12 protein-coding genes are annotated in these 13,775 nt (G+C 66.0%); 8 read left to right on the top strand and 4 right to left on the bottom strand.

Features of this window, described 5'->3' with window-relative positions; genetic code table 11:
* Positions 1 to 24: 24 nt before the first annotated feature.
* The 4 genes from ACAG21_RS26790 to ACAG21_RS26775 are packed head-to-tail and all read right to left on the bottom strand — an operon-like array spanning position 25 to position 5,300.
* A complete protein-coding gene (locus tag ACAG21_RS26790) occupies positions 25 to 663 on the bottom strand; it encodes a DJ-1/PfpI family protein (RefSeq protein WP_370499282.1) in 639 nt (212 codons plus the stop codon).
* Entirely contained in the window at positions 663 to 2,327 is a 1,665-nt protein-coding gene (locus ACAG21_RS26785; RefSeq protein ID WP_370499281.1) for a glycosyltransferase family 87 protein, read from the bottom strand. Before ACAG21_RS26785 ends, ACAG21_RS26790 begins: the two co-directional genes overlap by 1 nt.
* Complete coding sequence (locus tag ACAG21_RS26780; RefSeq protein WP_370499280.1) at positions 2,324 to 4,819, bottom strand: transglycosylase domain-containing protein; 2,496 nt, start codon at positions 4,817 to 4,819, stop codon at positions 2,324 to 2,326. The genes ACAG21_RS26785 and ACAG21_RS26780 overlap by 4 nt, the downstream gene beginning before the upstream one ends.
* 55 nt (positions 4,820 to 4,874) lie before the next feature.
* Positions 4,875 to 5,300: a DUF5318 domain-containing protein gene (locus ACAG21_RS26775; protein ID WP_370499279.1), complete on the bottom strand. Its 426-nt coding sequence runs from the start codon at positions 5,298 to 5,300 to the stop codon at positions 4,875 to 4,877.
* Between the two features lie 100 nt (positions 5,301 to 5,400).
* On the opposite strand from ACAG21_RS26775, the gene ACAG21_RS26770 reads away from it, so the two are divergent.
* The 8 genes from ACAG21_RS26770 (at position 5,401) to ACAG21_RS26735 (ending at position 13,764) form a co-directional block, all read left to right on the top strand.
* Positions 5,401 to 6,276, top strand: a complete 876-nt coding sequence (locus ACAG21_RS26770; protein ID WP_370499278.1) for a DUF1707 domain-containing protein — start codon at positions 5,401 to 5,403, stop codon at positions 6,274 to 6,276.
* Between the two features lie 202 nt (positions 6,277 to 6,478).
* Entirely contained in the window at positions 6,479 to 7,021 is a 543-nt protein-coding gene (locus ACAG21_RS26765; protein ID WP_370499277.1) for a PadR family transcriptional regulator, read from the top strand.
* Between the two features lie 50 nt (positions 7,022 to 7,071).
* Positions 7,072 to 8,172 carry an inositol-3-phosphate synthase gene (locus ACAG21_RS26760; protein WP_370499276.1) on the top strand — a complete coding sequence of 367 codons (1,101 nt, stop codon included), beginning with the start codon at positions 7,072 to 7,074 and terminating at the stop codon, positions 8,170 to 8,172.
* Positions 8,173 to 8,528: 356 nt separating this feature from the next.
* The gene (locus ACAG21_RS26755) at positions 8,529 to 9,656 is read left to right on the top strand and encodes an LLM class flavin-dependent oxidoreductase (RefSeq protein WP_370499275.1); all 1,128 of its coding nucleotides are present in this window, start codon (positions 8,529 to 8,531) and stop codon (positions 9,654 to 9,656) included.
* Complete coding sequence (locus ACAG21_RS26750) at positions 9,653 to 10,822, top strand: sulfotransferase (RefSeq protein ID WP_370499274.1); 1,170 nt, start codon at positions 9,653 to 9,655, stop codon at positions 10,820 to 10,822. Before ACAG21_RS26755 ends, ACAG21_RS26750 begins: the two co-directional genes overlap by 4 nt.
* Positions 10,823 to 10,826: 4 nt before the next feature.
* Positions 10,827 to 11,627: a sugar phosphate isomerase/epimerase family protein gene (locus ACAG21_RS26745; RefSeq protein WP_370499304.1), complete on the top strand. Its 801-nt coding sequence runs from the start codon at positions 10,827 to 10,829 to the stop codon at positions 11,625 to 11,627.
* 2 nt (positions 11,628 to 11,629) lie between these two features.
* Entirely contained in the window at positions 11,630 to 12,838 is a 1,209-nt protein-coding gene (locus ACAG21_RS26740; RefSeq protein ID WP_370499303.1) for a DUF1214 domain-containing protein, read from the top strand.
* On the top strand, positions 12,838 to 13,764 hold the full coding sequence (locus ACAG21_RS26735) for an alpha/beta fold hydrolase (RefSeq protein WP_370499273.1): 927 nt from the start codon (positions 12,838 to 12,840) through the stop codon (positions 13,762 to 13,764). The genes ACAG21_RS26740 and ACAG21_RS26735 overlap by 1 nt, the downstream gene beginning before the upstream one ends.
* Positions 13,765 to 13,775 lie beyond the last annotated feature (11 nt).

Genomic DNA, 13,775 nt, shown 5'->3' with positions numbered 1-13,775 from the left:
TCAGCCGCGGCCGAATAGGGGTGGTTACTGCCGTGCTTGCAGGTATTCGTTTGCTCGGGCCACCGTCGCCTCGTCGGCTTTGGCAAGCGCGCCTGAGTCGAACGGCGGCTGTGGGTCGTATTCGATGATCAGCTGCGCGGCCTGCGCGGCGACGCGGTCGACGAGCAGCTCGATGAGCCGCAGCGCCATATCGATCCCGCTGGACACTCCGGCGGCAGTGATGATGCGCTCCGGTCGATGCTCGACGACACGGTCCGGGACGTAGCGCGCGCCCAACTCGTTGAGCAGATCCGCGGCGCGCCAATGCGTCGTCGCCGTCAACCCGTCGAGCAGTCCGGCACCGGCGAGCAACAGCGCTCCGGTACACACCGAGGTCGTGAAGACGGTTCTCGGGTGCACCGCCTGCAACCACCCGCAGATGGTTTCGTCGTGGATCAGCTTGCGGGTCCCGATGCCACCAGGCATGACGACGACATCGGGGGCGTCGATCTCGTCGAAGGTGGCGTCGCAAGCCACGCCGAGCATGCCGTTCTCCGTGCGCACCTCGCCGCGCCGGTGCCCGATGAACGTCACGTCGATCGACGGAATGCGTTGCAACACTTCATACGGTCCGACGGCGTCGAGTGCGGTGAAGCGTGGGAACAACGGGATTGCGACCAGCATCACGCCTGCCTTTGACCGATTGTCGTCTCGAGTTCGGTAGCGGTGTCGAGCGTAGGCGCCGATACGGCCGGCCGTCGTGCCCGGGGCGGACGCAGCCAGTCCGGCAACCAGCCGGGTGGTGCATCGGGAGCACGGTCGAACGGCCCGCCGGCCGGGTCATCCACCCGCCCGTTCCACCGCACCAAATCCTCGCCGGGGCGGTAGATCTGGCGGATCACCAACGCGCACAACACAACAACGGCGATGTCACGCAACAACACCGTCGTGGTGAAAAACTGCTCCGGCAGCGAACGGTTCGGGTTCCCGTACAGGTAGTACATCCGCGGCACCCACACGACCGCGTCGATCGTCATCCACGTCAGCAGCACCCGGCGATGTGGCAACGCCAGCACCGCAAGCGGCACCAGCCACAGTGAGAATTGCGGGCTCCACACCTTGTTGGTCAACAGGAACGCGGCCACGACGAGAAACAGCAACTGCACCACGCGTGGCCGTTGCGCAGCGGTGAGCGCGATGTAAGTGATTGCCACACAACAGACGACGAACGACACGGCGACCACGGAGTTGAGCACCGCGGGCGGTTCCCAGAAGCCCAGCTTCGGATCGAAGCCTGGCCAGCCAGTGAACGACTTGACGACGTTGTACACCGAGTCCATGTCGTCGCCGCGTCGGGTGTTGAGTCGGAAGAACTCCGACCAGCCGCGCGGAAACAGCACCAGCACAGGCAGATTCACCAATGTCCAGGTCAGCACGGTGGCCAACACCGTACGAACCAGCGCACGAACACGGCCGGTACGGATTGCCAGCACCAGCATCGGCCCCAGGAACAACAGCGGATACAACTTTGCCGCCGCACCCAGCCCGATCAGCACACCGGCCAGCACCGGTTTACGTCGTGCCCAGGCGAGCAGCCCGCTCATCGCGAATCCCGTTGCGAGCGCATCGAAATTAGTGAATATCTGGAAGATCAGCAGCGGCGAGGCGGCCACCAGGGCCGCATCCCAGATGCGGCGGCCGGACAGGCCCGCAGTGGCCCACACGGTCGCCAGCCATGCCAGCGCCAACCCGAACGCGGCGATGTCGAAGAACACCACCACCTCGGCGATCACCGGAAGCGGTGCCACCTTGCTCAATGCGGTGTAGGTCTTGGCCAGCGCCATCGACACGTACTGGTAGACCCCGGTCAACACCGGATACTCCATGTAGCGCACCGCGGGCTTGCCGTCATAGCGGGTCTGCGGTGCACCGCTGGAATCGGTTTCGATCCAGCTCGACTTGTACGGAAACTTGCCCTGATTCAACAACTCCGCGCCGTACAGCGGAACCGTGTCCGAGTAACACAACTCGTAATAGGCGCGCTGATTGTCCCAATTGGCCACGCGCTGATCACCGGTTCCGGTGCCGGAACTCTGCAGGCACGCCGCCTTCGTCGACCAGCCCAGCGCCAGGAACACCAGGGCGAACACGAACATCACCCGAACCGGCGTCATCAGCCGAGCCCGGCCGATCAGCGCGTGCCGTCCCACCGGCCCGCCGACGGCATCGGCTAAGGCGGCGCCCAAAGAGTCTGTGCGGCTGGGGCAGTCGCGATTGTCCGCGCTACGCAGATCATCGGCCAGCGTGCGAGGGGAAATGGTGGCGCTCTGCTGCTGAGCGCCGGTCACGGTGGCGGTTGTCCGAATGGCGGCGGAGCCGGTTCGGGCGGTGGTGCCTGTCCCGGTGGTGGCGGCGGCGCCCCGGTGATCGTCGTCGGGGGGCCCACCGGGATGGTGATACCCGGGGCGACTTCGATCGTGGGCTGGATGACGGTCACCTGGGGTGGCGGTGGTGGCGGGGCCGGCACTCCCGCGTAGCCACCGATCTCGGTCGGCTTGGGGAAGGTCTCGTTGGGGGTGCCCTTCAGCGCGCCGTCCATCGTCGACTTCCAAATATCCGACGGCAACCCCGACCCGTAAACCTCTGCGCCAGAAGCGGTTACCAGCGGCACATTATCCTGGACCGTCCCGACCCACACTGCCGTCGACAGGGACGGGGTGTATCCGACCATCCACGCGTCCTTGTTGGCCTGGGTATCGCCCAGCTGCACCGTGCCGGTCTTGGCCGCCGACGCCCGGCCGCCCGATAGGGCATGGCCTCTCGAATAGGCGGCGATCGGTTGCATGGCCGCCGTGGTGTTGTCCGCGACCGCCTTGTCGATCCGTTGGTCGGCGCCCTTGTCGGAGGTTCCGGCGTCGAAAAGCACTTGGCCCTCGGCATTGACGACCTTTTGCACCAGGTGCGGCGGGTGGTACACGCCGGACGCGGCCAGGGTGGCATACGCCGAGGCCATGTCGACCGGTCGAGTTTGGTACTGGCCCAGCACAATTCCGTTGTTCGGCGGACCACCCTTGCCGTCCTCGGACAACGTGTGCGGGACGCCGGGGAAGCTCTTGGCGACGCCGGCCTGGTGTGCGGCGTCGGCGACGGCCGCCGGTCCGTTCTTGAGTTTGAGCATCAGCCGGTAGTAGGCGGTGTTCAGCGACATCTTCAGTGCTTCGGCGATATTGCAGGTGCCGCAGTTTTCGCCGTCGACATTGGTGATCTTGATGCCGTCGACCGTCAGCGGTGAGCTGTCGACCTGGTAGCCCAATCCGATGCCCTGCTGCAGCGCCGCGACCAACGCGAACACCTTGAACGACGATCCGGTCTGCAGCCCGGCCTGCGCGAAGTCGAAACCGTTGGCGTCCGAGCCGCCGTAGTAGGCGCGGATGGCGCCGGTGTGCGGGTCGATGGACACCACCGCCGAGCGCATGTCAGGGTCTTGTCCGTCAAGGTATTTCGAGACGGCCTTCTCCGCGGCCTGCTGAGCCTTGGGATCGATCGTGGTGGTGACCTGCAATCCCTGAGTGTTCAGGGTCTGCTCGTCGATGTTGAACAGCTCCATCAGCTCTTTGGTGACCTGACGTTCGATCAGGCCGTTAGGGCCGGTGGTCTGGTTCTGTGCGCGCGCCTGATCCGGTGGGACGGTCTGAGGGAATTGCTGTGCCGCACGATCGCTGGCCGATAACGCCTTGGTTTCCACCATGCCGTCAAGCACCCAGTTCCAGCGGGCCTCGGCACCCTTGGGATCGACGGCCGGGTCCAGCGAGGACGGCCGGCGAATCAGCGCCGCCAGCAGCGCTCCCTCGGAAACGGTCAGCTGGTCGACGGGTTTGTCGAAGTAGGCCTTGGACGCCGCCGAGATCCCGTAGGCGCCGCGCCCGAAGTAGATGATGTTCAGGTAGGCCTGCAGCACTTCGTCTTTGGACCACTCCCCCGACATCTTGGTGGCGATGACGAGTTCCTTGGCCTTGCGCAGCAGGCCCGCGAACCCGTGCTGCGCGGAGCCGACGAGCGCGTTCTTCACGTACTGCTGCGTGATCGTCGACCCGCCCTGCAGGTCGCCGTTGCCGAACAGGTTGTTCTCCACCGCGCGCGCAAAGCCGGTGAAGTCGAACCCCGGGTTCGAATAGAAGTTACGGTCCTCAGCGGCGATGACGGCCTGGCGCACGTGCACCGGCACCTGGTTGATGTTGACGTCGATCCGATTGCCCTCGGGCGGAACGATTTTCGCGATCTCCGAGCCGTCGCTGGCCAGGATGGTCGAGACCTGGTTGGTGCGGATGTTGCCCGGCTTGGGAATGTCGACAATGAAGTACGCCATCGTGAAGGTGACGATCGGCAACAGGATCAGCACGGCCGCGCTGAGATAGGCCGCGCGGCGCACCCAGCGCCAGTTGATCTGCTCGGTCCAATTCGGCGTCGCCGCCCGGTGGCTCGGCACATCGGGGCCCCCGGCATCTCCGGGCCTTCGCGGCGGAGGCGGCGGCGGAGGGCCTTCCGGCGGCCGACCGGACATCGGGCGGTCTCGCCTCGGCGGGCTCGACGACCGGCCGTCGAGCGCGGCCTTCACTTCCTCGATCGCATCGCGGGGCGCGGGCCTGGATCCCGGAGCACCCAGGGCGGCTTTGACCTCGTCGATCGGGTCGGACCGACGGGGCGAGCGGTCGTCGGCGACCGCCGGCAGGATCGTCGTCTGCCGATCGTCGGGTGGAACGCGGCGACGAGTCCCGGCATCGCCGCGATTCGCCGAGCGATCGGACTCGTCCGGACGATCGGCGTCGGGTTCCTTGCTCATACGCTCAGTCGCGGACCTGCTCGGCTCGTCGGGCGACTGATCGTGGCGCCCTTCGTTATTCAATGGCCGCGCTGGCGCCGTTGCGTGCCGTCCGCGGACCGCGGGTTCCCTTGGGAGGGCGTTCCGCGCCGAGCACATACGACTTGACTAGGTGGTTCCAGCTGCAGGTTCGACATACCTCGACCACGTGAACCGAGAACTCCGTGAACTTCAGCGCCAGCAATACCAGCTCCTCTGCGGTGCGGGCCGAACCCGACACCGCGCCCAGGTGATCACCGAACACCCAGGACACCAGCGTGAGCTGTTCCTTTCGGCAGATCGGGCACATCACCTGGCTCGTCTTGCCGTGAAACTTCGCGGCGCGCAGCAAATAGGGATTCGCATCGCAGACCTCGGTCACCCCCGTGCGGCCCGAGTAGACCTCGGCCAGCAGTGAGCGGCGCCGAAGCGCATAGTCCACCACTTGTCGCTGCAGTCGCACGTTCACCAGAGTACGTCCCCCTCCGCACCGCGGATACGCAACCGAGGCTGTCGGCACCGCTGCGCCGCGGTAACAACAGGTGACTTCTACGATCATCCGCATGGCGAAATGGCTGGGCGCACCCCTCGGCGGCGGAGTGACCACCGCGACCCGCGCCAAAGACACCGACCGGCAAGACACCTGCACGGTGCTCGACAACGCCCTGGCCGACGGCGAACTGTCCGGCGAGGAACATCGCGAGCGCGTCAGCAAGGCCACCAACGCGGTGACACTCGGCGACCTGAAGCTTCTGGTGCAGGATCTGCAGGGCAGCACCCCGGCGCGGCTGCGCGCGGCAAAGCCCACCGCCTCGCCGGCCGTTCGCTCGCGCGGCATCGCGATCGCCGCATTGGTCGTGTCGGTGTTGTTCGGCATGGGCCTCGGCTGGGGGCTGTACGGGAACACCAGCTCGCCGCTGGACTTCACCTCCGACCCGGGCGCCAAGCCCGACGGTGTCGCGGCCGTGGTGCTGACTCCGCCTAAACAACTGCAATCGCTCGGCGGGCTCACCGGTCTGCTGGAGCAGGCCCGCAAGAAATTCGGCGACACCGTCGGTTACCGGCTTCTCGTCTATCCCACCTATGCCAGCTTCTATCGCCCGGATCCGGCCGACGACCGCCAGGTGCTGGACTACGACTACCGCGGCGGCTGGGACGACCCGACCGTCTCCCCCAGGACCGACGCCAAGGCCGTCGCGGCCGACTTGGCCAAGTTCGACGTCAAGACGGCGGTCGGCATCATGCGCGGGGCCCCCGAGACGCTGGGCATCAAGCCGTCCGAGGTCAAGTCGACGTACCTGATCGTCGAACCGGCCAAGGATCCGACCGCGCCCGGATCGCTCACGCTGTCGGTGTACGTCTCCAGTGACTACGGCAGCGGTTCGATCGATTTCGCCGGTGACGGCACCGTCAAGCGGGTGAACTACCCCTCGAGCTGAATCGCCCGAGGCGCGCGCTCGCAGCGTTGACGACGCCCTCACGCGGCGTGTCGCCACCCTGGACGCACACCGCACAACATTGGCGAATCTTGGGGACAAACTGTATGCCAACACCAGGTAGTGTTGTGGCTAATATATCGAGGCGATACTATTACGCGACGCGTCGGCAGGACCTAACCAGTTATGCAAAGGAGGTGACTCGATGCTGGAGCTTGCGATCCTTGGGCTCCTGATCGAATCGCCGATGCATGGTTATGAGCTGCGCAAGCGGCTGACCGGTCTACTCGGCGCGTTCCGTGCGTTTTCGTACGGTTCGCTCTATCCGGCGCTGCGGCGCATGCAGGCGGATGGGCTGATCGCCGAGAACGCGGCGCCGGCCGGTACGCCGGTCCGGCGGGCCCGTCGGGTCTACGAGCTGACCGAGAAGGGTCGTCAGCGTTTCGGCGAGTTGGTGGCCGATACCGGTCCGCACAACTACACCGACGACGGCTTCGGGGTACACCTGGCCTTCTTCAACCGCACTCCGGCAGAGGCCCGGATGCGGATCCTGGAAGGTCGCCGCCGTCAAGTCGAGGAACGCCGTGAGGGTCTGCGTGAAGCCGTTGCGCGGGCCAGCAGCTCACTCGACCGTTACACACGTCAGCTCCACCAACTCGGGCTCGAGTCCAGCGAGCGCGAGGTCAAGTGGCTCAACGAGCTCATCGCCGCCGAGCGCGCGGCACCCGGGCTCACCGAGCAGGCATAACCACCCACGGCATTCGAGACATAGGTAATTGAAGGTAAGGAGAACGCCCTATGAGTGAGCACAACGCGCCCCAGGCGTCGACGGAGGTTCGAGTCGCCATTGTCGGCGTCGGTAACTGCGCGTCGTCGCTGGTTCAGGGCGTCCAGTACTACTACGACGCCGACCCGAACAGCACCGTGCCCGGTCTGATGCACGTGACGTTCGGCCGCTACCACGTCCGCGACGTGAAGTTCGTGGCCGCGTTCGACGTGGATGCCAAGAAGGTCGGCTTCGACCTGTCGGAGGCGATCTTCGCGTCGGAGAACAACACGATCAAGATCGCCGACGTGCCGCCGACCAATGTGACGGTCCAGCGCGGCCCGACACTGGACGGCATCGGCAAGTACTACGCCGACACCATCGAGGTCTCCGACGCCGAGGCCGTCGACGTGGTTCAGGTGCTCAAGGAGGCCAAGGTCGACGTCCTGGTGTCCTACCTGCCGGTGGGCTCCGAGGAGGCCGACAAGTTCTACGCACAGTGCGCGATCGACGCCGGCGTGGCGTTCGTCAACGCGCTGCCGGTGTTCATCGCCTCCGACCCGGTGTGGGCCAAGAAGTTCACCGACGCCGGTGTGCCGATCGTCGGTGACGACATCAAGAGCCAGGTCGGCGCGACGATCACGCACCGCGTGATGGCCAAGCTGTTCGAGGACCGCGGTGTGCAGTTGGACCGCACCATGCAGCTCAACGTCGGCGGCAACATGGACTTCCTCAACATGCTCGAGCGTGAGCGGCTGGAGTCCAAGAAGATCTCCAAGACGCAGGCCGTGACCTCAAACCTGCAGCGCGAGTTCAAGACCAAGGACGTGCACATCGGCCCGTCCGATCACGTCGGCTGGCTCGACGACCGCAAGTGGGCCTACGTGCGGCTGGAAGGCCGTGCGTTCGGCGATGTGCCGCTGAACCTGGAGTACAAGCTCGAGGTGTGGGACTCGCCGAACTCGGCCGGCGTCATCATCGACGCGGTGCGGGCAGCGAAGATCGCTAAGGACCGCGGCATCGGCGGACCGGTCGTGCCGGCATCGGCCTACCTGATGAAGAGCCCCCCGAAGCAGCTGCCCGACGATGTCGCGCGGGCCCAGCTCGAAGAGTTCATCATCGGCGCCGACTAGTTCGAACGACGATGCGCGCCGCATAGCGGCGGGCTGAGGAGTCGAACCGTCGACCCAGTCGAACTGGTGCGCCGCCCTGCGGCGCGCTACGGAATCGAACGCACCGGGCAGTTCGATTCACTCATCGGGTGTGCGGTGAGGTCGCGTTTCACAACGAAACTGCGACCTCACCGCACACTCTTTTTTGTGCGTCAGTGTGCGCCGGCGGCTTTCAGTGTGTGCTCACGGCTGAACTATCCCGATATCGGCGCCCTGGCCGCACACTCGAAGCCGGGAGTGCACACTCCGTGACAGTGTGCTGTGCAGTCGCTTAGCATTACGCGCAGCACCCCTCGACGAGTCAGGCGTTGTCCCGGATGAAAGTTCAGCCCGCCGCGTTCCTGCGTACCACCCTGCCCCTGGACATGTCCCGGCTCGCCGAGCTCGACGGCGGGCGTTACCACTCGATCTGGCTGCCCGATCACATGGTCAGCTTTTGGCCGGACTCGATCTGGACGCCCGAGTTCACCGACCTCGCCACCGCGTCGCCGTCGCCGCACCGCCATCTCGACGGCCTCTCGGTAGCGGCCGCGGCCGCCGTGCTGACCGAGCGCGTCCCGCTGGTGAGCGCGGTGGTCGACACCGTGCGGCGCCACCCGTCGTTGCTCGCCCAGACCGCGCTGACCATCGACCATCTCTCGAAGGGACGCTTCATCCTCGGCCTGGGCAGCGGCGAGAGTGAGAACACGTTGCCCTACGGCTTCGACTTCTCCCACCCGGTCGGCCGTTTCGAGGAAGCCCTGACGGTCATCAGACTGCTCTGGGAAAGCGACGGCCCGATCGACTTCGAGGGACGGTTCTACACGTTGCACCACGCGCGGTTGGACACCGAGCCGTATCAAGGACGGTTCCCACCGATCTGGATCGGCGCGAGCGGCCCGCGCATGCTCGACATCGCCGGCCGGCACGCCGACGGTTGGTGGCCCGCCGGCGCGTGGACCCCCGAGCATTACGCCGAGATGCTTTCGGCGGTAAGGAGATCCGCCGAGCGCGCCGGACGCGATCCGATGGCGATCACGCCGGGCTTCATGCAGGTGTGCCTCATTGGCGCGAACGAAGACGCTCTTGCCGAGATCCTGCAGGCGCCGCTGGTCAAGGCGTTCCTGCTACAGGTATCGGCAGAGACATTGCGTGGCTTCGGGTTCGAACATCCGATGGGCCCGGGCTGGCGCGGCTTCCAGGACATCGACCCCGCAGTGCTCACCCGGGAGCGAATCCTGACGTTCCTGGACGACGTGCAACCCGAGATGCTGCTCGCCGTCGTCCCGCACGGCACTGCGCGCGAGGTCGCGAAAATCATCAAGACCTACGTGGACGCGGGACTGCGGGTGCCCAAGATCCTCGACTACGGCGCCATGGCCGGCCTGACGTATGCCGCCGCGTCGGCCGCGAATGTCCTTGCCGCAGAAGATGAACTGATGCAGCTGTGCGGAGATCTGTCGTGAGCACATACCTGGACGCCGCCGAGTTGCTGCGTGCCGCGCAAGCCGAGACGGGCCTGCACGACTACGGCGACCCGACGTTGCCGGAGCGCTTCGCCGTCGCCGCCGACCATCTCAACAGCCTCGGTATGGACGCCGCGGGCGCCGCTGCGGCCGCGCACGTATGCCACTGGCTGCTGACTTCGCGGCTGGAATTCATCGAGGACCGCAATCGCTACCCGATCGGCGACGAAGTGATCGAGGCGCCGATGTTCGTGACCGGCGAACCACGTTCGGGGACAACGCTGATGCACGCGCTGATGTCCGTCGATCCACACGGGCGGGCGCTGCGCTTCTGGGAGGTGATGTACCCGTCGCCGCCACCGGGGCTGGCCGCAGACGACGACCCGCGTCGCGCGTGGGCCGACGCCGACTGGCGCGAGATCAACGCGAAGATGCCCAAGTGGCTGCACAGCCACCCGTACAACGACATGCTGGGCGACGGCCTGCCCGAGGACGAACGCACCTGGGCCTTCGACTTCCGGGTCATGACGCCGACGGCGTGGTGGCGGGTGCCGATGCAGTCGCTGGTCGGCGGCCTGGCCACCGATGCGAGCGCGCAGTACCGGTTGCACAAGGCGATGCTGCAACAGCTCCAGTACCATCGACCGCGAAAGTACTGGGTACTCAAGGGCTTTCACGGCTTCCGACTCAAGGAGATGTTCGAGACGTACCCCGACGCCACCCTGGTCTGGCTGCACCGCGACCCGGTGCAGGTCGCGGCGTCGCGCACCATGATGATGGCTGACATCGCCGAAGGGATGGTCGGCCCGGTCGACCTGCACGCCCTGGCGAAGATGCATCTGGAGTTGACCCGCGCCGGCGTCACCAACACGATGACCGATCCTATGGTGGACGATCCCCGCATCCTGCACATCCGCTACACCGACTTCATCGCCGATCAGGTGGCGACGGTGCAGCGTTACTACGCGTTCGCCGGCCGTCGGGTCACACCGGAAGCCGAGTCGGCGATGCGCGACTACCTGGCCAACAATCGCGGCGACCGCTACGGCAAGTTCCGTTACTCCACCAAGCTGTTGATCGACATCGGCGAAGACCTCGACGCGCTGCATGCGGAATTCCGGCCGTTCCGTGAGCGATTCGGCGTCGAGATCGAGAATCGTGGCTGACGCGATGCCGGCCCACCCGCGTCTGTCCGTACACAATGTCACGTTCTACGGTGCTGAGTTGGCCGAGCTGGAGACCCACTGGGTGGAGTTGGGGGTTTCCCGGCTCAGCGTCCTGGACAGCCAGCTACTCGACCCGGAATTCCCAAAGTTGGTGCAACGCAACAACTTTGCCGTCGAGGCGGTCTATCATCTGTTCGCCGGCGGCCGCCTGACCTCCGATCCGCAGGCCGCGCAGGACGCGCTGACGCCGGTGATCGACGCCGCAGCCGGCGTCGGGGCGCGAATGATCTACGTGCTCACCGGGGGCCGGGACACCCTCACGTGGAACCGGGCCGCCGACCGGTTCCGGACGATGATCGCGCCCTGCGTCACGCATGCACAGCAGACCGGTGTGGCGTTGGCCGTCGAGAACGCCTCCAGCTTGTATGCCGACCTGCATCTGGCACACACCCTGCGCGACACCGTTACGCTGGCCGAGATGAGTGGGCTGGGTGTCTGCATCGACGTGTTTCACTGCTGGGCGGAGGGCGATTTCGACGCCATGGTGCAGCGCGCCCTGCCGCGAACCGAGCTCATCCAGCTCAGCGACTATGTACTCGGCGATCGCGCGCTGCCGGGCCGGGCGGTCCCCGGCGACGGCGCGATTCCGATCGAAGGATTCCTCGCCAACGCGCTGGCGAGCGGCTACTCGCACGGGTTCGACCTGGAACTGATCGGACCGCGAATCGAGCAGGAGGGCCGTCTCGAATCCGCCCGTCGCGCCTGCGCTGTCGTCGGGGCGATGTTGGACAGATTGACTGCGTGACAATGGCGTTCGGCGACGGTGTGGACGATGCGGCGCTGCGTTCGGCGTGGGTCGAGTTCTGCGCGCAGCTGGCGCGGGCGGGCGAACAGGTGTTCAAGGACGCCAACGCCACGTCGGGGGCGCAGCGGGTCGACGCGTTCCGCTTCCTGACGCAGAACCTGGGCCAGGCCTTCGATCTGTCGCTCGAGACCCGCGACACCGACTACCCGGTGCTGCATACGTTTTGTGGTCCAACCCGCAAGCTCGGTGGGGACTGCGCCGATTTCACCTACCAACAGGTGTGGATCAACGGGCAGTCGACCTACCGCTTGCACGGAAACCGCGGAACCGCACCGTTTTTCAACATCACCGTGCAGGGCGCGCGGATCCCCGGGCCCGGCGTGCTGCACGAGCCGTTCGGTGACACACCCGAGGCCAACCTGTCCGGGCGTCAACTGAATGTCGGCGCCAACGGTGAATTCGAGATCTACATCGGTGGACCCGAGCGCGGCCCGAACTGGCTACCCACCACCGGGCAATCGCGAAAGCTGTTCATTCGCCAGGGATTCGACGCCTGGGATGAGCTGCCCGCGCAGCTGCGGATCGAGCGGGTCGACATGGCCGACCCCAAGCCGCTGCCCAGCCCGCAGGCCATGATCGAGGCGATGGAATGGGCCGGTGATTTCGTCACCGGCCTGATGTCGGACTGGCCCGAGTTTCCGTTCACCTATGGCGGCGTCGACGCCGAGCATCCCAACGCGTTTCCGCGAGTCGGCGCACGCGAAGCAGACAGCAAGCGCGGCCGCGCCGCCGCCAACATGTATTGGGAGCTGGCGCCCGACGAGGCGCTGATCGTCGAATTCGACGCCCACGACGGACTGTGGATGTTCACCAACATGGGTGTCTTCTTCAACAGCATGGACTACCTCTACCGCCCAGTGAGCTACACCCCGAGCCGCACCGCAATAGATGCCGACGGGCGCATCCGCCTGGTCATGGCGCATCGTGATCCGAATGTCCACAACTGGGTGGACACCCAGGGCTTCCAGCGCGGGAACCTGACCTATCGCCACATGCTCGAGGGCGAGCCCGCCGTGCTGGAGACCAAAGTCGTCAAACACGACGACATCGCGAGCATGCTCCCGCCGGACACCGCCACGGTGGGCGCCGCCGAGCGCAGCGCCGCAATGTGGGAGCGATTCCACGGCATTCGGCGCCGTTACTTCCTCTAATGTCAAAGATCGTGACCGAGATCTCCGAAGACGAACTGGCCGGGCTGTCCGAATTCTCGTTGCTGTCCGAGAACGCCGAGCAGGCCGGCATCACCGGTCCGCTGCCGGACGTGGAACGGATCGAGGCCGAAACGCCACACGGCTCCATCAGCGCGCTGCGCTGGGGCGGCACTGCGCCACGGATCGTCTTCCTGCACGGTGGCGGACAGAACGCCCACACCTGGGACACCGTCATCGTCGGGCTCGGGGTGCCGGCACTGGCGGTCGACCTGCCCGGCCACGGCCATTCCGGCTGGCGCGAAGACGGCGACTATTCGCCGCAGCACAACGCCAATGCCGTGGCGCCGGTACTGCGCGACTTGGCACCTGATGCCGAACTGATCGTGGGCATGTCGCTGGGCGGGCTGACCGGGATCCGGGTCGGTGCGATCGCACCGGAGCTGGTGCGCGAACTCGTTCTCGTCGACGTCACCCCGTCGGCATTGCACCGCTACGCCGAGCTGACCACCGAGCAGCAGGGCACCGTCGCGCTGGTCCAGGGCGAGCGCGAGTTCCCCAGCTTCCAGGCCATGCTCGACCTGACGATCGCCGCGGCACCACACCGCGAGGTCAAGGCACTGCGCCGCGGTGTGTTCCACAATTCCCGACGCCTCGACAACGGGAACTGGGCATGGCGCTACGACACCATCCGCAAAGTCCCCGACTTCGGTGATCTGTGGAACGACGTCGACGCGCTGACCGCACCCGTCACGCTGGTGCGCGGTGGCTCGTCGCCCTTCGTCACCGACGAGGATGCGGCCGAACTCGCCAGCCGCGCAACGCATTTCCGTCAGGCTCACGTTGTCGAAAACTCCGGACATTCGGTGCAAAGCGATCAGCCCCGCGCACTGATCGAACTGTTGACCGGGGTCCTCAACGCACGCTGAGAGGTCGCGGC

Source organism: Mycobacterium sp. pR1184 (assembly GCF_041287235.1).
GTDB lineage: Bacteria > Actinomycetota > Actinomycetes > Mycobacteriales > Mycobacteriaceae > Mycobacterium.
This window is presented reverse-complemented; position numbering and strand designations above follow the sequence as displayed.